This window comes from Serratia sp. 2723 (assembly GCF_050434425.1).
GTDB lineage: Bacteria > Pseudomonadota > Gammaproteobacteria > Enterobacterales > Enterobacteriaceae > Chania.
The window spans coordinates 17761-42097 of record NZ_JBNDIN010000023.1 but is presented as its reverse complement, the minus strand read 5'-3'; the positions used below and the strand labels follow the sequence as shown (position 1 = coordinate 42097).

Here is a 24337-nt window from a genome sequence, read left to right as displayed (position 1 = left end):
CCTCGCGGGCGGAAAAATAGCGTCTATTAACCCATAGCTTCCACCGCTAATTATTTATTAAAACTGAAGTTTGAGATTAAAAAACAGCCACACGCGCGCGGCGGAACTATACTTAGACGTCATGTTCCTGCCGCAGTGAAATCTTGTTATATCAGATCGATAGTTAAATCAAGATGCTCACAGCCTCCCAACGGTATTAACCCGCTGTCCTTTGGGTCAGATGTAAGGAGCTTTTTGCGTGAAAGAAACACTTATCAATTGGTTAAATAAACAGCGCCGCAACCCCAAAGTGGCACGGTTACCTTTACGGCATAACCGGGCCGTTGCCGAAACGCCTCCCGCCAGCAACATCAAGGCAGAACTGTTTTCTGTCGACCAAATGGAGCGCTATGGCCAGCGCCTGGCACGCTCCCATAAGCTGGCAACCCATAAAACGCCCTACCATTTGCTGAAACGTCTCGATAACAACGAACAGGTATTGACGGACAGTTGTCGCAGGCTGAGCAACGACAAGAAAAACACCATGACCCCGGCGGGCGACTGGCTGCTGGATAACTTTTATCTTATCGAGGAGCAGATCCGCGTCGTTCGGCACCATCTGCCGAAAACCTTCGGCCGTGGGCTGCCACAGTTAACCGCCCCGCACAATTGCCCACGAATTTTCGATATCGCCACCGAAGCCATTGCTCATGGCGACGGGCGGTGGGATGCCGAGAGCCTGACGCGCTATATTGCCGCTTACCAGAATGAGGCCAATCTGACTCTGGGCGAGCTTTGGGCACTGCCAGGCATGCTGAGGCTGGCGCTCATTGAAAACCTGCGCCGCGTGGCGGTAGAAGTGGCCCAGGCACAGGAAGAACGCAGCCTGGCCGATAGTTGGGTGACCAAAATGCTGGAGTCGGCGGAAAACGATCCGGCCAACCTGATCATTGTGATTGCCGATATGGCCCGCTCCAATCCGCCCCGCACCAGCGCCTTCGTGGCGGAACTGGTGCGTCGTCTACAGGGGCACGGCACCATGCTGGCGCTACCGCTGACCTGGGTTGAGCAACGCCTGGCCGAAGTCAGCCTGACCTCCGATGAGCTTATCCATCGTTTCAACCAACAACTGGCCGTCAGCCAACTTTCCGTCAGCAACAGTATCGCTGGCCTGCGGCAACTGAGTGAAATGGATTGGGCAGAATTTGTTGAGACCATGAGCAAGGTCGATCAGACGCTGCGCGAAGACCCTACCGGGATTTATTCTTTAATGCATTTCGATACCCGTGACAACTATCGTCATGTGATCGAGAGGCTGGCTCGCCACTGTTCTCACAACGAGGTTGAGGTAGCACAACAGGCTCTGAATATGGCACGGATCGCCGCCGAAGATCCCCGCAACGATCCACGTACTCATCACATCGGCTATTACCTGATTGACCATGGCCACACGCAGTTAGAGCAACAGCTCGACGTTCGGCTTGGCCGTATTACGCGCACCCGTCAGGCGCTCAGCCAATCCCCACTGCTTTCCTGGCTCGGTAGCATCAGCCTGCTCACAACCGCCGGTTGGGCCTTGCTGTTACGCCATGCCCACCAAACCGGGCTCACCTGGGGATTATTGATCTTGCTGTTCCCACTGGGAATGGTAATCGCTCAGTTCGTCATCAGCCTGCTCAGTGAGGTCACCACCCGCAGCCGTTCCCCACAGCCGCTGCCAAGGCTGGATTTTTCCTGTGGTATCCCGGCAGAGTTCCGTACGCTGGTCGCCATCCCCACGCTGATCGGCAGCAAGCCCGATATTGATCAGTTGATCAACACGCTGGAAGTTTGTTATCTGGGCAATGCCATGAAGCACCTGCATTTTGCCCTGCTCACCGACTTTAATGACTCGCCCCGGCAACAGCAGCCAGACGACGCCGAACTGCTGGCCTATGCCAGCCAGAAGATAACCGAGCTTAATGCGCAATATGCCTGCGAGGGGCCAAGCCACTTTTTCCTGTTCCATCGCGATCGCCAGTGGAATGAAAAACAGCAGAGCTGGATGGGGCTGGAGCGTAAACGCGGCAAGTTGAACGCGCTGAACGATTGGCTGCGCAACCGTGGCAATACGTTTACCACCCAGATTGGCCAAGGGCTAGAAGTGCTGAAAAACGTCAAATACGTGATCACCCTGGACAGCGATACCGTGCTACCACGTGAAACCGCACACCGGCTGATCGCCGCTATGGCCCACCCCCTGAATCAACCCCAGTATGATGCCAAGCTGCAACGGGTGGTGGAGGGTTATGCCATCCTGCAACCCCGCATAGCCGAAGAGATCCCCGCTTATGGCCAGAGCCGTTATGCTGCCCTGTGCAGCAGCACGCCGGGCAACGATCCCTACACCCAGATGGCTTCAGATATCTATCAGGATCTGTTTGGCGAAGGCTCGTTTATCGGCAAAGGGATTTATGATGTCGACGTCTTCTCCCACAGTCTGAAGGGCACCTGCCCGGAAAACCTGGTGTTAAGCCACGATCTGCTGGAAGGCTGCTATGCCCGTTCCGGTTTATTGAGCGACGTCTTGCTCTATGAGCAGTATCCAAGCAACTATCTGGTCGATGTCGCCCGCCGCACCCGCTGGATCCGCGGCGATTGGCAGCTATTCAACTGGCTGTTGCCCCGGGTCACCACCGAAAACGGTTCGCGGGCCGCTAATCCATTAAGTCCCCTGTCGCGCTGGAAACTGTTCGATAACCTACGCCGCAGCCTGGTAGCCCCCTGCTTCCTGTTGCTGCTGTTCTTTGGCTTGACCTGGCTACCGGATACCCCATACTGGTTGGCGGTGTTCGCCATTATTCTGCTGCTGCCCACGCTGCTGGCGCTGTTGCAGGATGTGGTGCGCAAGCCCCCGCGTCGGCCTGTTGTTCAGCACTTGCAGCTGGCTCTGAAGGGCTCACTGCATCGGCTTTCTCAGATTGGCCTGCGTCTGGCCGAGCTGCCTCATGAAGCCTGGTACAGCCTGAAGGCTATTGGCATCACCCTGTGGCGTTTGCTGATCAGCAAACATAATCTGCAAGAGTGGACCAGCTTCGACCAATCCAGACACCATCTGACCGTCACGCTGGCGAATTTTTATCGCAATCTGTGGATCAACCCGCTTGCTGGCGTTTCATTGTTACTATTGGCCGCCTTTTCCAGCCCGGTTGCGCTATTAGCCGCCATCCCGTTGGCTGCCTTGTGGATCCTGTCGCCGTACCTGCTTTATTCACTCAGCCTGGAGCCACAGCGCAGCAAAACGGCCATCGACGATCGCCAGCGCCGTTTCCTACGCCAGAGCAGCCGCGAAACCTGGGAGTTTTTCGCCACCTTTGTCACCCAGCAGGAAAACTGGCTACCGCCGGATAACTTCCAGGAAATTCCAGAGCCGGTAGTAGCGCACCGCACGTCACCCACCAATATCGGGCTGGCGCTGTTGGCCGACCTCACCGCCTATGATTTCGGCTATATCACTCTCAGTGCAGCCTTGCAGCGTATTACCCTGACGTTGAATACGCTCGACCGCATGGAGCATTATCGCGGTCACCTGTACAACTGGTACGACACCCGCACCCTGGAGCCTCTGAACCCGCGTTATGTTTCCAGCGTGGACAGCGGTAATTTCGCGGGCCACCTGCTCACCCTGAGCTCAGGCCTGCCAGCGTTGGCTATGCAACCCGTTATCGAGCCATCCCGCATTCTGGCTGGTGTAGAAGATACGTTGCTGATACTGGAACAACACTGGGGTAACGCCGCACCGAAAGGATTAACCAAACTGCGCAAACACTGGGAACAGGCGCAGAACGCCCATCCGGCGGCACTACAGGCTGAACTCAATGAAATGCGCAACCACTGCAATGGGTTGCAGGAACCCGCTCTGCAACAGGGTGACGAGGTCAAACGTTGGGCGGGCAACCTACACCAGCAGCTCAACGAGCTGTGCGCCGAATGGGCATCATGGTTTGGCTGGCTGAGCGACAGCATGCCGGAACTGGGGCAGCTCCCTAGCTTGCATTGGCTGGCCAACCCACCTAAAGGGTTGACGCTGTCGACAGAACAGCAAGCGCAGTTGGCTGCCGTGCAGCAGTTGGCTGCGGAACGCCTCGAACAGTTGGCACAGCTGGCACATCGCCTGACAGCAATGGCGCAAATGGACTTCAGCTTCCTGTATGACGAAGCCACCCATTTGCTGACCGTCGGTTTCAACTGCGATCAAAACCGGGCCGACAGTGGTAAATACGATCTGCTGGCCTCGGAAATCCGCCTGACCAACTATGTAGCGATTGCCACCAACCAAATTCCACAGCGGAGCTGGTTTGCATTAGGTCGACTGTTTACGGTGATCGACAAGGAGCCAGCGCTGATGTCCTGGAGCGGCTCGATGTTTGAATACCTGATGCCGCAACTGGTGATGCCTGCCTATCCCGATACGTTGCTGGTGCAAATGTGCCGCTCGGCAGTTGAGCGGCAAATTGCCTGGGGCAAGGAGCGCGGTGTACCGTGGGGGATTTCCGAGTCCGGTTACTTCGGCTTTGACGCTTTGCAAAACTACCAGTACCACGCCTTTGGTGTGCCGGGGTTAGGGCTGCGGCGTGGGCTGGGTGACGACATGGTGATCGCTCCTTACGCCACCATGATGGCGCTGATTGTCGATCCGGACAGCGCCTGTAGCAACCTGGTGGAACTGGAAAAAAACGGTGCCAAGGGCCGTTATGGCTTCTATGAAGCACTGGACTACACCACGTCGCGCCTCAGCCGGGGGCAGCTGTATGTGATTGTTCGCTCCTATATGGCTCACCACCAGGGCATGAGCTTCCTGGCGCTGTCACACCTGCTGTTGGATGCACCGATGGTGAAACGCTTTGCCCGTTACCCCGCCTTCCAGTCAACCCGTTTGCTGTTGCAGGAACGGGTGCCTGATGCGGTTGAGCTGTACAGCACCCGCCGCCACTTCGAAACCCATGAAGGCGAGATTAAACCGGCCAGCTTCGCCGCGCGTGAATTCACCCGTGTGGACACACCGATCCCGGAAGTCCAGTTGCTGTCGAATACCAACTACCACCTGATGATCACCCAAACCGGCGGCAGCTACAGCCGCTGGCAGAATCTGGCGCTGACCCGCTGGCGTGAGGATGCCACCTGCGATAACTGGGGGGCGTTCTGCTACCTGCGCGATCCGCAAACCGGCGAGGTGTGGAGCAATACCTGGCACCCTACCGGCGAAACCGAGAAAGGCGGCTATCGCGCCGTCTTCAACGATGCCGGGGCGGAATTCCAACGCAGGCAGGGGCTGCTGTCGGTGAAAACCCAGGTGGTGATTTCCCCAGAGGACGACATCGAACTGCGGCGCTTAACCCTGGTGAACCGGGGCAAGCAAGCGCGGACCATTGAAATCACCAGCTATGCCGAAGTGGTGCTGGCCCCGGCCAGCAACGATTTGGCCCACCCGGCGTTCAGCAATCTGTTTGTCCAAACCGAGCTGTTGCCGGAACAGGATGCCATTCTGTGTCATCGTCGTCCGCGTGAGCCGAAGGAAAAATCGCCGTGGTTGCTGCACATGATGTCGGTCCAGGGTGCCAGCAGCAAAACGTCCTTTGAAACCGACCGGGCCAAGTTTATTGGCCGTGGCCGCACGGCAGCCAACCCGCAGGCGCTATATCAGAATCAACCCCTGACCAATAGCGCCGGACCGGTGATCGATCCGATCATCGCCATCCGTCAGCGGATCCGGCTGGAACCCAACGTGCCGCTGACGCTGGATATCTTCTATGGAGTATGTGAAGACCGTGCCGCCAGCCTGGCGATGTTGGAGAAGTACCGCGACCGCCATATGGCCGACCGTATTTTCGAACTCGCCTGGTCGCACAGCCAGGTGGTGTTGCGCCAGTTGAACGCCAACGAAGAAGACGCCAATCTGTTTAACCGCCTGGCCAGCGCGGTGGTGTTCCCGGCGCAGGAAATGCGTGCCGCCAGCAATGAAATCATCAATAACCGCCGTGGGCAGTCCGGCCTGTGGGGCTATTCGATTTCCGGCGATCTGCCGATCGTGCTGCTGTCCGTCACCGACAGTGAGAATATCGGGCTGGTGCAACAGCTCATTCAGGCACACAACTACTGGCGACTGAAAGGATTGCTGGTCGACCTGGTGATCCTCAATGAGGATTCCGGCGGTTACCGGCAAGATCTGCAAAATCGCATCATGGGGCTGATCGCCGCCGGGATGGAGTCTTCCATGACGGACAAACCCGGAGGGATCTTCGTACGTTCCAGTGAACATATGTCACCGGAGGATCACACTTTGCTGCTGAGCGTAGCGCGGATCTATCTGGATGACCGCCGTGGTGGCCTGACAGAGCAACTCAACCAACGGTTGCAACTGCCGCAAACGCTGCAACAGCCATTGGGGCCGCCGACCGCTTCCTCCAAACTGGCTACCATGGCCAATCTGCCGCGTAATCTGCATTCGCCGCAGTTGCCGATCATCGACAAGCTCCAGTTCTACAACGGGTTTGGCGGATTCTCGGAGGATGGCAGCGAATATGTGATCGCCATGAACGAAAGCAAGATGACGCCGGCCCCGTGGTCAAACGTCATCGCCAACCCGATGTTCGGCTCGGTGATCTCTGAAAGCGGCCAAGCTTACACTTGGTACGAGAATGCACATGAATACCGCCTGACGCCTTGGGATAACGATCCGGTCAGCGATCGCAGCGGCGAGGCTTTCTATCTGCGCGATGAAGAGAGCGGTCACATCTGGTCACCAACGCCGCTGCCCGCCCGTGGGCGCGGTCATTACCTGACGCGTCACGGTTTTGGTTACAGCGTATTTGAACACCGGGAAGGCGGCATCGACAGCCAGTTGACGATGCTGGTTGCCAAAGACGCCCCGGTGAAACTGTTCCTGTTGACGCTCACCAACACTTCTGGCCGGACGCGTAAGCTCTCGACCACCGGCTATGCCGAGCTAATCCTTGGTGATTTGCGCCAGAAATCTGCGATGCACGTGGTCACCCGTGTGGCCACACCGCCTGGCGGCTGTGGCATCCTCGCCACCAACCATTACGTCAGCAGCGGATCGCCACGTACCGCGTTCTTCGGCGTTACCGGCGTCCATTGTTCGGTCACTGGCGATAGGCGGGAATTCATTGGCCGTAACGGTTCGTTGGCCGCGCCTGCCGTGCTTAAGCTGCGGCGGTTATCCGGCAAGACCGGTGCCGGATTGGATCCCTGTGGCGCGGTGCAATCGGCCATCAGCATGATCGATGGCGATCAGCGCAGCTTTGTGTTTGCGCTTGGCCTGGGACAAGATGGCGACGAAGCCGAATCCCTGCTGCGCCAGTACCTCAACGAGGAGGCTTTGCAACACGAATTGCAGCAGGTCGATGCTCATTGGGACAAGATCCTCAACAAGGTGCAGATCGGTACGCCTCATCCAGCGGTTAACCTGCTGGCTAACGGCTGGTTACTGTATCAAACCCTCTCCTGCCGCATTCACGCACGCAGCGGTTATTACCAGTCCGGCGGCGCATTTGGCTTCCGCGATCAGCTCCAGGATACCTTGGCCCTGACGCATGCCTTGCCTGAGCGGATGCGTGAGCAGATCCTGCTGTGTGCTTCGCGCCAGTTTGTTGAAGGCGACGTTCAGCACTGGTGGCATCCACCGCAGGGCAACGGAGTGCGCACCCGCTGCTCCGATGATTACCTGTGGTTGCCGCTGGCGATTTGCCACTACCTCGACACGACCGACGACTCATCGATCCTCGAAGAACAGGTGGGTTATCTGGAGGCCCGTATACTGGCACCGGGTGAGGAGTCTTCCTATGAACAGCCTGGCATCAGCCCGAAACAGGAAAGCCTGTATCTCCACGGGGCCAGGGCGCTGAAGCATGGCCTGACCTTTGGCGAGCATGGCTTGCCGCTAATGGGGGCCGGTGACTGGAACGACGGCATGAACATGGTGGGGTTGGAAGGCCGGGGTGAGAGCGTTTGGCTGGGCTTCTTCCTGTTCTATATTCTGCAACGTTACGGCAAACTGGCCACCCATCGCGGCGATCTTGAGCTGGCAGAACTGTGCCGCGAGGAAGCAGAAAAACTGCGGGCCAACCTGCACAGCAACGCCTGGGATGGCGAATGGTATCGCCGTGGTTACTTCGATAGCGGAGAACCGCTGGGATCACAGCAAGCGGCAGAGTGCCGCATTGATGCCATCGCCCAGAGCTGGTCGATCCTTTCCGGTGCGGGTGACAAAGATCGCAGCGCACAGGCGATGCAATCTCTGGATAAGCACCTGGTGGACGACCAGGCCGGCATCATCAAACTGTTGACCCCACCTTTTGACGGCAACGGCCCGAATCCCGGCTACATCCGGGGTTATCTGCCCGGCGTGCGGGAAAACGGCGGTCAATACACTCACGGAGCGGTATGGGCGGTGATGGCGTTCGCCGAGATGGGCAATATCGAGCGCGCCTGGGAACTGATGGCGCTGATTAACCCCATCAACCACAGCCTGGATAGCACCGCGGCGGAGCGCTACAAGGTTGAACCTTATGTCGCCACGGCGGATATTTACGCGGTCGCCCCGCACGTTGGGCGCGGAGGATGGAGCTGGTATACCGGCTCGGCGGGCTGGATGTATCGCTTGATCGTCGAGTCGTTGCTGGGGCTAAAACGCCACGGCAATACGCTTTCCATCCACACCCGCTTACCAGCAGATTGGCCGCCGGTCACCCTAACCTACCGTGAAGGGGAAAGCGAATATCACTTCACCCTACGCCAAGGGGAAGGGGAAACGCAGGTAATTATTGATGGTGTATTGCAGCAGGAAGCGGTGATTAGCTTGGCTGATGAGGCTAAAACCTACCAGGTGGAGGTAATACTGGGGCGTTAACATAAGCTATTGGTGTTTACTTTTTGTTCTGGCTATAATGAACATTCAAGCCATTTTAGCCAGTAGGTGATGTATGGAAGTCATAACCGCACAGGTAGCCAAAAACCAGTTTGGCGATCTGCTGATGAAGGCACAGCGTGAACCAGTGGAAATAAGCAAGCATGGTAAGCGCGTGGCAGTGGTCATCTCGCCTGAGGAATATGATCGGTTCACACAGCTCAAGCTACAGAGCCTAAAAGCCGTTCTTGCTGAATCTATTGCGCAGGCTGATCGTGGCGAATTACATAGCATTGATGATGTGTTTGCTCCGCTAACGGCTGATGAACTTAACGGGATCTGAGGGCAAGGAGCTAAAGGATGAGCGTAAGCTTTACCAAGAAAGCCAGGGAACATATTCGCGCGATAAAGATCTATTCTATCCGCAGGTGGGGGAAAGACGTCTCAGAGGCTTACGCTAATTCGCTACGTGTAACGATGACAGATATTCTGGATCGTCACCCATCCCCAGGTCGAGATCGCAGTGAGGATCTCTATTTTGGTGTGCTGAGTTTTCCCGTTGAGAGTCATATTATTTACTATCGGGAAGTACTGGATGGTATTGAGGTGTTGGCAGTGCTGCACCAAGCACAGGATCCGTTTAACCATTTCAATGAGCGCGGTCGCTAGCTTCCGCGCTCATTCATTGGTGTTACTTACGGGCCAGCAACAGTCCAAGCACCAAACCTACCGTGGCACCAATGCCTACGCCACGCCAAGGCTTGTCACGCACGTAATCATCGGCACGACATGCCGCCTCTTTCGCCCGCACGTAGTAACACTCCGAGCTATTCGTCAGACGCGACTTTACGTCTTTTAGCGCCCTCTCGGCATGGGCTTTGATATCCGTATAGGCCCGATCGGCTCGATCGCCAGAGTAATCCAACACGTCTTGCAGAGTGTCACTCAACATTCTCAGATCGTCATCCAGCGTCGTTTGGTTCTCGTCTCGGTTTCTCGCCATCTTAAGCTCTCCGTTATTAGTAGATTCAACGTTGCTTAGCCATCAACAACCCTTGGTCGTAGTCCCATGGTAGGACACGACCAGAATACACGCCATCGGAATGTTGGTGAAAAAAGAGGCAAGGCAGGAAACAGACGCCCTTTCAGGCGTCGGTGGAGGCTTGTTCAGTCAGCGCTACAGCGGGGGATTTACGGCGTGCGGCCAGCCACAAGCCGCTGTTTTTCATGGCGTAGCCAAACAACAGCCCGACCAGCAGTGAGAGCGTGATCAATGGCCAGTTACCGTCACCGGCGAAGGTGGCGCAGGCACCGATAAACGTCCCAGGAACAAAGCCAAGCCATTGCTGTTTGGCCTGAATGCACATCAGGAAGGCGACAAGGCCGGTCAGCAGATAGCCAAAAATGCTCCAGGCTGGCTCCAACGCGCTGCCGTGAATAATGACCATCGCCCAGAACACGCCGCTCAAACTGGTCAGCGTGCTGATCGCCAGGCCCCTGAGGCCACCTTGCGGACAGGCAAAATAGGCCGTGCAGCCAAGAAAGCCCGCCCAACTGATTAGCCCAAGGCTGATGGCAACCCAGCCCCATACGCCGGAGAGAATACCGGTAGTTACCGCAATGGCAAAAATGACGTTCATAATCCTGATCCGCTAAAAATAATCCACCCAGTTTACGCGAAATCAGCCAATTAGATGTGATAAAAATCACTTCAACGGTGCAAAATGATGGGTTATGATCATAAAAATGAGAAATAAATCACAAAAATAGGGCTATTTTTCATCATCCAACGCGATAAACCGCTAGCCACATTATTGAATAACGGCGGTGATAGCCAGCAACCACCCACCATTAAAATAGCCAACTTCAGCGCGGGAAGCCCACTCGCGTCACCCATAGCCCCAACACCCCGCAGACGATGGCAGTAACCAGAAATAGCAGGTTTACCGCCAGTTGCAGACTGGCATGGTCAATGATACTGCCAAGCAAAATGGGCACCCAGTTGGCAACATAAGCAATCACATAGAACAGTGAGATCAGGCGTGCATGGCTGGCTTTGGGTGAAATCAGGTTCACCAACGTCGCACTGCCAACAAAGATCGCGCCATAAGCATAACCGGCAATGGCCATCCCCGCAGCGGCCAGCCCCAGTGAATGGATCTGAATGGCTTCGGCAAACACCACCACCGCCAACGCCTGGGCCAGGCAACCAAACATCAGCGAATGGCGCGCATTTATTTGACGGCTGAGGATTTGGCTGGCCCCGGCAATCAGCAGATAGACCGCAATCACATAGCCGAAACTGCTACGGTTTTGCATGCCCAACAGCGTTTCCGCCACGTTGGGGCCGATCGCCAGGATGCTGGCAGCCAGCGCCCAACAGACAAACAGCGCGCTGGCACACACGAAGAACCGGCTCCCGGTCGCACGCAGGCCCGCGGCCAAGGTATTTTCCCCTGCCCCTGCCTCTGCCCCCTCAGCCAAACTGACGCTAGCTTTGACCACCACACGCGCAGGCCAGCTCAGCATAATCCCCAGGGCGGCAATCGTTGCCACCACCATGATGATCACAAACGGCATCGAGGTAGTATGAAAACCGGTCTGCAACGCTATGCCGCTAAAAATCGGCCCCAATGCCAACCCAGCGGTAAAGGACAAGGTAGCAATTAGCGCCGCCTGCTTGCCACCGTCCGCAGGGCTAAAACGGACCAACGCAATATTGGCCGCGCCGGTCAACGCCCCCGTGCCTACTCCGGCCAGCAAGCGAGCCATCAGCATCAGGGAAAATGAATCGGCCAGGGCAAAAAGCAATGCACCCAGCAACACCACCAGCAGCGCCGGGACGAGCATACTGCGTAGATCTTTCACCTTGCCAGCCAGATTGCCCACGGCGAACAGGGAAATCAGCACGCCAGCGGCATAAGCCCCGTAGACCAGGGTCAGGCTGACCGAGGTCAGCGCCAGTTGCTGTTGGTACAAGGGATAAAGCGGCGTTGGCGCACTGCTGTTGAGCAATGCTGACAGCAATGCCAACGCTAGAAACAGCACAATGGCTCTGGATGATGGCCCCGCATTGGCGCGCGTGGCTTGATCAACGGCTAAACCGTCGGACATGATTTTCTCCCTCAATACGCAGGCAAAAATCCTCACCTGCAAACTATCAGGCGCTCATCATACCGTTCAGAGCAAGCCGCCCAAACCACCAACAATGCAGCACTATGATGCATTGTTGCAGCAGGCCAGAACGGCAAAATCACACCGACGCCGTTGCCACCTTTTTAGCGGGTGCACGGCGCAAAATGGCCAACGCTCCGGAAAGGATAATCAGCGCCATGCCTGCCGCAGCGATAAACGACAGGGTCTGGGCAAAAATCAGGTAGCCGAGCAGCGTGGAGAAAATGATCGTGCTGTAGGAAAGAATGCCGACGGTGACCGCGTTGCCACCACCATAGGCGCGGGTCATGGTGATCTGCCCCAGGCTGCCGAATACGCCGATAGCGCAGACATACAGCAGGCTGGTAGCATCCAACGCCGCGAAGCCGACAATCGAACTCATCACCACGCCGAACAAGGTACCGACCAGCGAGAAGTAAAACACCACACGCAGTTCTGGCTCCCCGGTACGTACCAGTTTGCCGACGTTGAAATAGGCCAGCGCCGTCAGCAATCCGGACAGCAGGCCAATCAAGGTGGCGGTATATTCCCCGTTTGGCACGTCTGGGCGCAACAAGATCAAAATGCCCACAAAACCCAGCAGCACCGAGAACAGCAGCTTGCCAGTCAGTTGACCTCTGGCCGTGACGAAGGTGATCACCGATTGGAAAATCGGGTTGGTATAGCCCAGCGTGGTGGCGGTGGCGATCGGCAGATGGATCAGCGCATAGAAGCCGCAATACATGGCCGCATTGCCAATCGCGGCGCGTTTCATGTGCAAGCCAAGGTGCTGGGTGCGAAAACCGATGCTTTTGATTTTTATCAGCGCCGCCACGATGGCCACGTTGATCAGTGAACGGTAAAAAATAATATCGAAGAAACCGACCTTGGCCGAAGCCAGTTTGATGCAGGCCCCCATCAGCGCGAAGAACACGCTGGCAGCGACCATCCATAAAGCAACCATGATTTCCCCAGAATGCGGCCCGACAAGACCACAAAATAATCCCTTGCTCGGCGGTTCTCACCGTCAGAAGTTGGTTAGCGGAACTGACTTAGAATACCAGCATTCCCATACAATATGGATCGCCTGCTACAAATAAGCTTGATACACAACCTCACATAGATGCATTTACCTGACGGTTACCAGATAATACGTGTTTCCGTCACTGCTGGCGACCAGCCACCAAGGACACTGCACAATGAATTGGGATGATGCACGCTTCTTCCTGGCGGTGGCACGCTGCGGTACGTTACGCAAGGCCGCCCATGAACTTCACGTCGATCAAGCCACCGTTGGGCGGCGGCTCACCGCTTTCGAACAGGCGTTGGGTTCAAAACTGTTTATCCGCACGCCAAAGTCCTTCTCGCTCAGCCCGCTGGGTGAAGCCATGCTGGCAGAAGTGCTGGCGATGGAAAATGCAGTTCAGGCTATCGCCCGTAAAGCCAGCAGCGGCGATCAAAGCCTGGCGGGTGAAGTGCGCATCGCCACCACCGATACCTTGGCCGGGGCCTTTGTGATCCCGGCGCTGAAACGACTGCGCGAGAAATACCCACATATCACCATCACGCTACTGACGGCACTCAATATCTCCGACATCTCCTATCGCGGGGCAGATCTGGCTATCCGTGGTGCTCGCCCTGAATCTGATGAACTGGTCATCAAACGTCTGGCAACCATTGAGATGGGGTTATATGCCACACAGGGCTACCTGGATCAGCACGGAACACCAAGTAAAGGCGACCATCTGCGCGGCCACGATTTGCTGATGTTCCCGCGCGAACTGGTGCCACGCCACTGGGAAAACTTCGGCGGTGAAGCGTTAAATGAGCCAAACGTAGTGCTGCAATGCAACTCACAGCTGTTACTGCGTTCGGCAACGCGCAACGGGTTGGGTATCGGCCTGCTCTCTTGCTTCCTGGCCGATAGCGATCCCGATCTGGTGCGTATCCTCCCGCAGAATCAGGACTGGGTAGATATCTGGCTGGTGTTACACCCGGATCTGCAACACACGGCAAGAATACGTGCGGTGGTGCAAGAGCTGGAAGCTTCGTTTAACGGCAGCGCACTCTAGCCCACAAATAAACAAGGGCCGCCATTTGGCGACCCTTGGTGTCTAGCTCGAGATCAATCAGAACATCGGCTGTGCCATCTGCACCAGCGTGATCAGCGGCTGCGGGTAGATCCCCAGCAACAGCACCAACGCGGCAGAGATCAGCACCACCACACCACCGGCGGTCAACGCCCAGTTGTTTGGCGTATCACGAACCAGTGTTTCCGGCGCGCTGAGGAACAGGCTGACGGTCACACGCAGGTAGTAGTACAAACCGATCGCACTACCCAGCACCACGGCACCGGTCAACCACCACAGGTGAGCACTGACGCCCATCGCAATCACGAAGAACTTACCGATAAAGCCCAACGTCATCGGGATACCGGCCAGGGAAAGCATCATCACCGTCATGACCGCTGACAGGATTGGCTTGTGCCAGAACAGGCCGCGATAGGAGAACAGCGAGTCGGCATCCGGGCCACGGTACGGGCTGGACATCAGGCTAACCACACCGAAGGCACCCAGGCTGCTGAACAGATAACCCGCCAGATAAACCCCAGCGGTTTCCAGCGACAGCTGGTGGGTTTGCACCGCAACCAGCGCCACCAGCAGGTAGCCCAGGTGAGCGATCGAGGAGTAACCCAGCAGTCGCTTGATGTTGGTCTGGCTGATCGCCATCAGGTTACCGAACAGGATCGAGCAAACGGCAATGATCGACAACACCATCCGCAGCGCGTCGTTGTCGGCAGCCGGTGCGTACAGGAACAGACGCATCACGACGGCGAAGATCGCAATCTTGCTGGCGGTAGCCAGGAAGGTTGAAACCGGCGCAGGCGCCCCTTGATACACATCCGGCGTCCACAGCTGGAAAGGTACCAGGGAGAGTTTGAAGCCCAGACCGACGATCATCATGCCCATGCCTGCCAGGATCAGCGGCTGATGCATCATGTTCTCCTGCATGCTCCTGCCCAGGCCAGCCAGTGACAGGTCACCGGATTCTGCGTACAGCAGCGCCATGCCGAACAGCAGGAAGCTGGAGGCCGCCGCAGACAGCACCATGTACTTGATGGCCGCTTCCAGCGAACGCTTCTGGCGGTAGGCGTAGCCCACCAGACCAAACAGCGGCAGCGAGATCAGCTCGATACCCAGGAACAGCGAAGCCAGGTGGTTGGCGCTCGCCAGCAGAATGCCACCCATGGCGGCAATCAGCACCAGCAGGTAGAACTCTTCGCGGTTATCCGGGTAACCCACCAGCCATGGATAGGCGAAGGTACAGGTTGCCAGACTCGCCAGCAGCACCAGCCCGGTATAGAACATCGAGTAACCGTCAACCCGCATCAGCGGGGTGACGTCCATTGGGCCTACCTGGCCAACAAAGTAGAGTGAAAGCAGCGCCAGGTTAAGACCGATCACTGTCAGGGTGGCGTTGATAAAGTGGTCGCGTCGCCACGCAATGCACAGCATCACAACCACCACCGTCAATCCGACGATCAACAGCGGTAACAGTGCGATCAGTTGTTGAGGAGTTATTGTCATGGCGAATTACGGCCTTGTTGTTGAAATTGCTGAAACTGACGGACCAAACCAGTGTTGCACGTTGCTCATCGCCGCACTTGAGGTATCGAGGATTGGCTGAGGATAGACACCCAGCAGCACCAGCAGTACCACCAACAGCAGAATGATAAACAGTTCACGTGCGGTCATGCCTGGCAACGGCTGATCAGATTTCGGGGTGCCGTAGTAGGCACGCTGCATCATGATCAACGAGTAAACCGAAGCAAACACCAGACCGAAGGTAGAAATCACGGTGATCACTGGCACGACCTGGAAGCTGCCGAACAGGATCATGAATTCACCGACGAAGTTACCGGTACCCGGCATCCCCAAGGTTGCCACCGCGAAGAACAGTGACAGCGCAGGAAGATACTTGATACGTCCCCACAGGCCGCCCATCTGACGCATATCGCGAGTATGCAGACGTTCGTACAACTGGCCACAGATGATGAACATACCAGCGGCAGACAAGCCGTGGGCGATCATCTGGATCACCGCACCCTGGTAAGCCAGCTGGCTACCGGTGTAGATCGCAATCAGCACGAAGCCCATATGGGAAACGGAGGTGTAGGCAATCAGACGTTTGATATCGGTCTGTGCGAACGCCATCCAGGCACCGTAGAAGATACCAATCACACCCAACCACATGGCGATAGGGGCAAACTCGGCGGACGCGTTCGGGAACAGCGGCAGGCTGAAACGCAGCAGGCCGTAGGCCGCCGTCTTCAGCAAGATCCCCGCCAGGTCGACAGAACCCGCCGTTGGTGCCTGGCTGTGCGCATCCGGCAACCAGCCGTGCAATGGCACCACCGGCATTTTCACCGCAAACGCGATGAAGAAGCCCAGCATCAACAGGTATTCAACGTTGTGCGACATCGGGGTTTTCAGCAGATCTTCATAGTTGAAGGTCCACACGCCGGTCGCATTGTAGTGCACAAATACCAGGCCCAGGATCGCAATCAGCATCACCAGACCGCTGGCCTGGGTATAGATGAAGAACTTGGTTGCTGCGGTGATACGGGTTTTACCATCCGATGCTTTATGACCCCACAAGGCGATCAGGAAGTACATCGGCACCAGCATCATTTCCCAGAAGAAGAAGAACAGGAACAGGTCGATGGCCAGGAACACGCCGATCACGCCGCCCAGGATCCACAGCAGGTTCAGGTGGAAGAAGCCCTGATACTTCTGGATTTCACGCCAGGAACAGAGGATCGCCAGCACGCCCAGGAAACCGGTCAGCACCACCATCAGCAGTGACAGACCGTCCAGCGCCAAGTGAATGCTGATGCCAAAGCGCGGGATCCACTGCAACATAAACTCAGACTGCCACTGCGGCACGCCCTGCGGTTTTATCAACGAATAGCCCCCCTGCAACCACAGTTGCAGAGAAAGCGCCAACGTCAGCCCCATTGCGATCAACGCTATCCAGCGCGGCGCCTTAGTACCGAAACGCTCGCACTGCCAGCACAGCAGACCGCCGATAAAGGGGATAAGAATTAGCCAAGGTAATAGCATGGCGTTTTGTGTCCCTTATATGAATAATCTAAAAAACTTGTATCGGGCCCTTGTTCGCCAAGGGCCGAACCCAAAATGCGTCTGTTTAAATTATTCAGTTAAACCAAAATCAACAGAGCCAGTACCAGCACTGCCCCCACACCCATAGACGCGATATACCAGCGGATCTGACCGTTCTCACTCACCGTCAGACCACGGTTCCCCCAACGGGAGAACAGCGCAGGCAGGTTCATCAGCGAGTTCAGCGGATCGCTTTGCAGCAGCTTGGCGATACCCAGGTATGGCTTGACGAACACTTTGTCATACAGCCAGTCGAAGCCCCAGGCATGGAACCACCAGGTCGAGAAGAAACGACCCGGAGCACTGTTCGCGATGCTGTTTACCAGGCGACGTTGGCCCAGCCACAGCGCAGCTGCCAGCAGGATCCCGACGATAGCGACCACGCCAGAGGCGATCTCCAACGTCATAACGCTGCCGTGTGCCAGTTCGGTGGTTTCCGGCAGTACACCCTGCAATGGCGGCACAATCATCGCGCCGACGAAGGTGGACAGCACCATCAGCACCAACAGTGGCAAGTGGTGAGTGATCCCTTTGCCAGCATGAGCTTTGATTTTCTCTTCGCCGTGGAACACGATGAAGATCATGCGGAAGGTATACAGTGAGGTCATGAATGCGCCAATCAGACCGGCAATCATCAGGTTGAAGTGGCCGTTCGCCATGGCGCCCGCCAGGATTTCATCCTTACTGAAGAAGCCAGCGGTGACGATAGGCAGAGCAGACAGCGCCGCGCCCCCCACCAGGAAGCAGACATACACCAGCGGAATGCTCTTGCGCAGGCCACCCATCTTGAAGATGTTCTGCTCATGATGACAGGCCAGGATCACCGAACCGGAGGACAGGAACAGCAGCGCCTTGAAGAACGCGTGAGTCATCAGGTGGAAGATGGCCGCATCCCATGCCTGCACGCCCAGCGCCAGGAACATGTAGCCAATCTGGCTCATGGTGGAGTAGGCAAGCACGCGTTTGATGTCGGTCTGCACCAGTGCGGCAAAGCCCGCCAGCAGCAGCGTAACGCCACCAATGATACCCACCAGATTCAGCACTTCCGGCGTCATCAGGAACAGGCCATGCATACGGGCAATCAGGTAGACGCCAGCGGTAACCATGGTTGCCGCGTGGATCAATGCAGACACCGGGGTTGGACCCGCCATCGCATCTGCCAGCCAGGTTTGCAATGGCAGCTGAGCCGATTTACCCACTGCGCCACCCAGTAACATCAGGGTTGCCCAGGTCAAGGCCGTATCGCCAACCGCCAGTTTCTGCGGTGCCAGCACCATCAGTTCACGGATGTTCAGCGTACCCAGTTCGTGATACAGGATGAACAGCGCAATGGCCAGGAACACGTCACCCACGCGGGTCACGATGAAGGCTTTCATTGCCGCCGCGCCGTTGGCCGGATCTTTGTAGTAGAAACCGATCAACAGGTAGCTGCACAGACCCACGCCTTCCCAACCCAGGTACATCAGCAGCAGGTTGTCTGCCAGTACCAATACCACCATGCTGGCGATAAACAGGTTGGTGTAAGCGAAGAAGCGGGAATAGCCCTCTTCACCACGCATGTACCAGGAAGCATACATGTGGATCAGGAAGCCGACGCCGGTGACCACCGACAGCATGGTCAGCGACAGGCCGTCCAGCACCAGGGTAACGCCGACGTTGAAGTCGCCAACGCTCATCCAGTTCCACAGGCTTTGCTCGTACAGCTGCACGCCAGCGGCCTTTTGGCCCAGAAAATCGATCGCCACATACACCGTGACCAGTGCCGCCAGGCCAATCGACCCCACGCCAACGGTAGCCGCGGTGTTTTCAGACCAGCGGCCACGGGAAAATGCCAACAGCAGGAACCCGATCAGCGGTAGCAGAATAGTTAAATATAATAGGTTCATCCGCGCATCTCACTGACAGTGTCAATATTCAGGGTATGACGACGACGGTAAAGCTGCAGCAGCAATGCCAGGCCGATACTGGCCTCGGCTGCCGCCAGACTGATGGCCAGGATGTACATTACCTGCCCGTCGGTCTGGCCCCAATAACTGCCCGCCACGATAAACGCCAACGCCGCAGCGTTGATCATCACTTCCAGACTGATCAGCATAAACAGCAGGTTACGACGGATCAGCAACCCGGTCAGCCCCAGGACGAACAGGATCGCCGCCAGGATCAGCCCATGTTGAAGAGGGATCATGCTTGCTCCTCCGATTTTCTTTTCGCCATTTCGCTGCTTGCCGGGGCGTTGCTCAACACTTCACCCGGTTTGTGCTCACGGCCAATATGGAAGGCAACCACCAGGCCCGCCAACAGCAGCATTGAAGCCAGCTCAACCGCCAGCACGTAAGGACCAAACAGGCTGATCCCGACCGCTTTGGCATCCACCATCTCACCGCTGATGCCCTGATCGGACACGCTGCGGATCGCCACAATCAGCACCACCAGCAGGACCAGTGACAGCAGACCAGGGCCAATCCAGACGGCAGGCTTCAGCCAGTCGCGCTCTTGCTGCTGCACCGCGTTGCCGAGGTTGAGCATCATGACCACGAACACGAACAGCACCATAATGGCACCGGCGTAGACGATGATCTCCAGAGCACCGGCAAAGTAGGCACCCAGTGAGAAAAAGACTGCCGAGATCGCCAGTAAAGAGACGATCAGATACAGCAGCGCATGCACAGGATTGGTATGCGAGATGACGCGAATGGTCGCGACTATCGCAATTAACCCTGCCAGATAAAAGGCAATTTCCATGCTTGCTGGCTCCTTAAGGCAACAGACCTTTGACGTCGATCGGTTTGGCTTCATTTTCGGCTTCGCCTTTGGCTTTGCCGTCAATCGCCATACCGGCCATCCGATAGAAGTTATATTCCGGATATTTACCCGGCCCCGAGATCAACAGTTCTTCTTTTTCGTACACCAGATCCTGGCGCTTGAACTCACCCATTTCGAAATCCGGCGTCAGCTGGATCGCGGTGGTCGGGCAAGCCTCTTCGCACAGACCGCAGAAAATACAGCGTGAGAAGTTGATGCGGAAAAACTCCGGATACCAGCGGCCATCTTTCTGCTCTGCCTTTTGCAGGGAAATACAGCCAACCGGGCAGGCAACCGCACACAGGTTACAGGCCACGCAGCGCTCTTCACCGTCCGGATCGCGCGTCAGCACGATGCGGCCACGGTAGCGCGGCGGCAGGTAAACCGGTTCTTCCGGATACATCTGGGTTTCGCGTTTGGCGAAGGCGTGCAGGCCAATCATCCAAAGGCTGCGCACCTGGGTGCCGAAACCAACCACTAACTCTTTCAATGTCATGGTTTATTCACCCCTTATTGAGCGTTGTACAAAATGACCGCGGCGGTTGCCAGCAGGTTCAGCAGCGTCAACGGCAGGCAAATTTTCCAGCCGAATGACATCACCTGGTCATAACGCGGACGCGGCAACGAAGCACGGATCAGAATGAACATCACCATGAAGAAGGCCGTTTTCAGTGCAAACCAGATGAATGGCGGCAGGAATGGACCCTGCCAGCCGCCGAAGAACAACGTCACAATCAGGGCAGACACGGTCACGATACCGATGTATTCCCCCACGAAGAACAGACCGAACTTCATGCCGGAATATTCAATGTGGTAACCGTCGGCCAGTTCCTGCTCGGCTTCCGGCTGGTCAAACGGGTGGCGGTGACATACCGCTACACCGGCAATCGCGAAGGTAATGAAACCAAAGAATTGCGGAATGACGTTCCAGATGTGCGCCTGCGATTCAACAATCGCCTGCATGTTGAACGAGTCGGCTTGCGCCACCACGCCCAACACGGACAGGCCGAGGAACACTTCGTAGCTCAGGGTCTGTGCCGAAGCACGCATCGCCCCCAACAGCGAGTATTTGTTGTTACTGGACCAACCGGCAAACAGGACGGCATACACCGCCAGGCCAGCCATCATCAGGAAGAACAGAATACCGATGTTGAGATCGGCCACCGACCAGGTCGGGCTGACCGGCACGATGGCAAAGGCCAACAGCAGCGAGGTAAAGGCGATCACCGGCGCCAGCGTAAAGATCATGCGGTCGGCGAAGGTCGGAACCCAGTCTTCTTTGAAGAACATTTTGATCATGTCGGCGACCAGCTGCAGCGAACCGCCCCAGCCGACACGGTTTGGCCCGTAACGGTTCTGGAACAGCCCCAGCAGACGGCGTTCGCCGAAGCTCATAAACGCCCCGCAGGTGACCACGACCAGCAGGATCACCACCGCTTTCAACACGGCGATCAGGATGTCGATCACCCCAGGTGTCAACCAGCTCATAGTGCCGCCTCCCGCAGATTTTCAACCTTAGCACCCACCAGTACCGGCGGGATCCCTGGCAAGCCGAGCGGCAAACCAACCTGGCCTTGGCTCAGGGTTTCACTCAGGCGTACCGGCAAACGCAGCGTTTGACCGGCACAGCTGAACTCGACCCAGGCACCGGCATTGACACCAAGCTGTGCGGCATCGGCAACGTTGACCATCACGTAAGCCTGTGGCATACGCTGCTGGATCACCTCGGAGCGCTGTGACATTTCGTCACTGCCAAACAGATGGTAATACGGCGCAACACGCCAGCCTTCGGCTTTGAACGCCGCAGGGATAGTGGTGAAGTAACCGAGGTTGCCCTCCCCTGCTTCGATCAGACGGATACCCGGATCGCCATGACGCAGTTTGCCACCCACTTCGGCCTGGAACTTGTTCCATGCCTGCGGTGAGTTCCAACCTGGTGCCCAGGCAAATGGGATCTGCTGACGATCGGCCAGCGGGCTGTTGTTCCCTTCCATCGAGAAGGCGAACATGGTGTCTTTATCCTGCGGCTGACGCGGTTCGTGCACGCTGATATCGGCACGCATCGCGGTGCGGCCACTGTAGCGGTGCGGTGAACGGGCCAGTTTCTGACCACGGATGCGGAAGGTGGCATCTGGCGCAGCTTCGACAATACCTTGCAACTGCGGCAATGCGCTCACGCAGGCGGCAATCACGTCATCGAGCTGAGTCCAGTCAACCTGGCGGCTGGTGTAGGTGGAGTGCAGCGAGTGCATCCAACGCCAGCTTTCCAGCATCACGCTGTAGCTATTTTTCTTGGCATCATCGTAATAAGCCGGGTCGTACACCTGGAAGAAGCGCTGTGCGCGGCCTTCCTGGCTGACCAAGGTCCCATCGCTCTCGGCAAAACTGGCCGCAGACAGGATCAGGTTGGCTTTATCCATGATGGCGGTGCGCTGGTGATCGGCAACGATCAGGTTGCTGACCTTGGCCAATGCAGCATCCACTTTGGCCGCCGGGGCGTGACGATAGAGATCGTTTTCCATCACGATGGCGGTATCAGCGGAACCACTTTCCAATTGCACCAGTGCCTCGTCCAGCGAGCCACCGCCAATCATCGCCAGCCCCATGCTGTTGGCAGCGGCGGCGACGAAGGTGATGCCGACGTTGGCACCGCGACCTTTCAACGCCTTGGCAATGTTGGCCGCAGCTTCAATGATCGCTTCACTACCCGCATTGCTGCCGGTGATGATCAATGGCTTCTGCGCACCGGCCAGGGCCTGTACGATCACGTCAATTTTCTTGTTCAGGTCTTCGGCCAGATCGGTCACCGCCGGGGCGGACTCATCCAGCGCGTGGGCAATGGCGAAGCCTAAACGGGCTTGCTCATCCACCGGCGCACGATAGTTCCAGGCGGCGATGTCGTCCAAGCGGGTGTTATCAACGTTAGTGACGAACAGCGGGTGTTTGGCGTGCTGCCCGATGGTTTGCACCGCCGCGATCTGCCAATCGGCAACGCGGTGTGCCGCAGCCATCGCGCGGGCTTTACCTTTCACCGCCTGACGTACCGACAGCGCGATACGAGCACCGGTCTGGGTCAAATCTTCACCCAGTACCAACACCGCGTCGTAGCTTTCGATTTCGCGCAGGTTAGGCGTATAAACGCCGCTGTTTTTCAACACGTTGAGCATCAGGTTCAGACGCTGTTGTTCAGCCTGATTGATGCCGGTATAGAAGTTCTCGGCACCGACCAGTTCACGCAACGCAAAGTTGCTTTCCAGGCTGGCACGCGGTGATCCGATACCGATGGTTTTGTTGGCCTGACGCAGAATATCTGCCGCGCCCTGCATCGCCTGCTCGGCGTTCAGGGTGATCCAGTCGTTGCCACGCAGTTGCTGCGGCTGACGAGGGCGATCTTTCTGGTTCACATAGCCATAACCAAAGCGGCCGCGGTCACACAGGAAATAGTGGTTTACGCTGCCGTTGTAACGGTTTTCGATACGGCGCAGTTCGCCATAGCGCTCGCCCGGGCTGGTGTTACAGCCGATGCTGCACTGCTGGCAGATGCTCGGGGCAAACTGCATGTCCCACTTACGGTTGTAACGCTCGGAGTGGGTTTTGTCGGTGAATACGCCGGTTGGGCACACTTCTACCAGGTTACCGGAGAACTCGCTTTCCAGCGTGCCGCTTTCCGGACGACCGAAATAGACGTTGTCGTGCGCGCCGTACACACCGAAATCGGTGCCATCCGCGTAGTCTTTGTAGTAACGCACACAACGGTAACAGGCGATGCAGCGGTTCATCTCATGCGAGATAAATGGCCCCAGTTCCTGGTTGTTGTGGGTGCGCTTACTGAAGCGATATTTACGGAAGCTGTGGCCGGTCATTACTGTCATATCCTGCAGGTGACAGTTACCGCCCTCTTCACATACCGGACAATCGTGCGGGTGGTTGGTCATCAACCACTCGACCACGCTTTCACGGAACTGTTTGGCTTCTGCGTCATCGATGGAAATAAAGGTTCCATCGGATGCCGGTGTCATACAGGACATCACCAAACGGCCACGCGTATCGTCCGCGTTTTGGTATTGCTTTACCGCACATTGGCGGCAAGCGCCGACGCTTCCAAGCGCCGGATGCCAGCAAAAGTAAGGAATATCGAGGCCGAGGGAGAGACACGCCTGCAACAGGTTGTCGGCTCCATCTACGTCGTATTCTTTGCCGTCTACATGAATCGTAGCCATAGTCAGCATGCTTCCAAGTGGCCTGCCCATAAGGCAGGCGTTAATCAAAAATTCTGGCCGTGTTTCGGGGCGCGCTCACCGCACCCAGGCAAAGC

General features: G+C 56.8%; 16 protein-coding genes. 4 read left to right on the top strand and 12 right to left on the bottom strand.

All coding sequences use genetic code 11. The annotated features are described in order from the left end of the window. Nucleotides 1–238 precede the first annotated feature (238 nt). The 3 genes from ABIE29_RS22865 to ABIE29_RS22855 all read left to right on the top strand — a co-directional run bounded on the left by ABIE29_RS22865 (nucleotide 239) and on the right by ABIE29_RS22855 (nucleotide 9553). The gene (locus ABIE29_RS22865) at nucleotides 239–8887 is read left to right on the top strand and encodes a GH36-type glycosyl hydrolase domain-containing protein (protein WP_429621565.1); all 8649 of its coding nucleotides are present in this window, start codon (nucleotides 239–241) and stop codon (nucleotides 8885–8887) included. Nucleotides 8888–8960: 73 nt separating this feature from the next. Continuing rightward, complete coding sequence (locus tag ABIE29_RS22860; RefSeq protein WP_021178506.1) at nucleotides 8961–9227, top strand: type II toxin-antitoxin system Phd/YefM family antitoxin; 267 nt, start codon at nucleotides 8961–8963, stop codon at nucleotides 9225–9227. A gap of 17 nt (nucleotides 9228–9244) precedes the next feature. Beyond that, nucleotides 9245–9553, top strand: a complete 309-nt coding sequence (locus ABIE29_RS22855; RefSeq protein ID WP_429621563.1) for a type II toxin-antitoxin system RelE/ParE family toxin — start codon at nucleotides 9245–9247, stop codon at nucleotides 9551–9553. 22 nt (nucleotides 9554–9575) lie between these two features. Here the strand turns inward: ABIE29_RS22855 and elaB are convergent, their stop codons facing one another. The 4 genes from elaB to ABIE29_RS22835 all read right to left on the bottom strand — a co-directional run bounded on the left by elaB (nucleotide 9576) and on the right by ABIE29_RS22835 (nucleotide 13001). Continuing rightward, complete coding sequence (gene elaB / locus ABIE29_RS22850) at nucleotides 9576–9887, bottom strand: stress response protein ElaB (protein WP_429621561.1); 312 nt, start codon at nucleotides 9885–9887, stop codon at nucleotides 9576–9578. Nucleotides 9888–10029: 142 nt separating this feature from the next. Continuing rightward, nucleotides 10030–10524: a DUF1097 domain-containing protein gene (locus tag ABIE29_RS22845; protein WP_429621559.1), complete on the bottom strand. Its 495-nt coding sequence runs from the start codon at nucleotides 10522–10524 to the stop codon at nucleotides 10030–10032. A 226-nt stretch (nucleotides 10525–10750) separates the two neighbouring features. Continuing rightward, complete coding sequence (locus ABIE29_RS22840) at nucleotides 10751–11998, bottom strand: MFS transporter (RefSeq protein ID WP_429621557.1); 1248 nt, start codon at nucleotides 11996–11998, stop codon at nucleotides 10751–10753. A 139-nt stretch (nucleotides 11999–12137) separates the two neighbouring features. Next, nucleotides 12138–13001, bottom strand: a complete 864-nt coding sequence (locus ABIE29_RS22835) for a DMT family transporter (RefSeq protein WP_429621555.1) — start codon at nucleotides 12999–13001, stop codon at nucleotides 12138–12140. Nucleotides 13002–13236: 235 nt separating this feature from the next. Between ABIE29_RS22835 and ABIE29_RS22830 the strand changes: the two genes are divergently transcribed. After that, nucleotides 13237–14109 carry a LysR family transcriptional regulator gene (locus ABIE29_RS22830; protein ID WP_429621553.1) on the top strand — a complete coding sequence of 291 codons (873 nt, stop codon included), beginning with the start codon at nucleotides 13237–13239 and terminating at the stop codon, nucleotides 14107–14109. 57 nt (nucleotides 14110–14166) lie between these two features. Here the strand turns inward: ABIE29_RS22830 and nuoN are convergent, their stop codons facing one another. The 8 genes from nuoN to nuoG all read right to left on the bottom strand — a co-directional run bounded on the left by nuoN (nucleotide 14167) and on the right by nuoG (nucleotide 24242). Then, nucleotides 14167–15624, bottom strand: coding sequence for an NADH-quinone oxidoreductase subunit NuoN (nuoN, locus tag ABIE29_RS22825; protein WP_429621551.1), 1458 nt, complete (start codon nucleotides 15622–15624; stop codon nucleotides 14167–14169). 6 nt (nucleotides 15625–15630) lie between these two features. Further along, nucleotides 15631–17160: an NADH-quinone oxidoreductase subunit M gene (gene nuoM, locus ABIE29_RS22820; RefSeq protein WP_429621549.1), complete on the bottom strand. Its 1530-nt coding sequence runs from the start codon at nucleotides 17158–17160 to the stop codon at nucleotides 15631–15633. Between the two features lie 98 nt (nucleotides 17161–17258). Further along, on the bottom strand, nucleotides 17259–19106 hold the full coding sequence (nuoL, locus tag ABIE29_RS22815; protein WP_429621547.1) for an NADH-quinone oxidoreductase subunit L: 1848 nt from the start codon (nucleotides 19104–19106) through the stop codon (nucleotides 17259–17261). Then, nucleotides 19103–19405 carry an NADH-quinone oxidoreductase subunit NuoK gene (nuoK, locus tag ABIE29_RS22810; protein WP_248944269.1) on the bottom strand — a complete coding sequence of 101 codons (303 nt, stop codon included), beginning with the start codon at nucleotides 19403–19405 and terminating at the stop codon, nucleotides 19103–19105. The genes nuoL and nuoK overlap by 4 nt, the downstream gene beginning before the upstream one ends. Next, nucleotides 19402–19962 (bottom strand): NADH-quinone oxidoreductase subunit J, encoded by a 561-nt coding sequence (nuoJ, locus tag ABIE29_RS22805; protein ID WP_429621545.1) that lies wholly within the window; start codon nucleotides 19960–19962, stop codon nucleotides 19402–19404. Before nuoJ ends, nuoK begins: the two co-directional genes overlap by 4 nt. A 13-nt stretch (nucleotides 19963–19975) precedes the next feature. Then, nucleotides 19976–20518: an NADH-quinone oxidoreductase subunit NuoI gene (gene nuoI, locus ABIE29_RS22800; RefSeq protein ID WP_161739400.1), complete on the bottom strand. Its 543-nt coding sequence runs from the start codon at nucleotides 20516–20518 to the stop codon at nucleotides 19976–19978. A 14-nt stretch (nucleotides 20519–20532) separates the two neighbouring features. Next, the gene (gene nuoH, locus ABIE29_RS22795; RefSeq protein ID WP_429621543.1) at nucleotides 20533–21510 is read right to left on the bottom strand and encodes an NADH-quinone oxidoreductase subunit NuoH; all 978 of its coding nucleotides are present in this window, start codon (nucleotides 21508–21510) and stop codon (nucleotides 20533–20535) included. After that, nucleotides 21507–24242 carry an NADH-quinone oxidoreductase subunit NuoG gene (nuoG, locus tag ABIE29_RS22790; RefSeq protein ID WP_429621541.1) on the bottom strand — a complete coding sequence of 912 codons (2736 nt, stop codon included), beginning with the start codon at nucleotides 24240–24242 and terminating at the stop codon, nucleotides 21507–21509. The genes nuoH and nuoG overlap by 4 nt, the downstream gene beginning before the upstream one ends. Nucleotides 24243–24337: the final 95 nt, after the last annotated feature.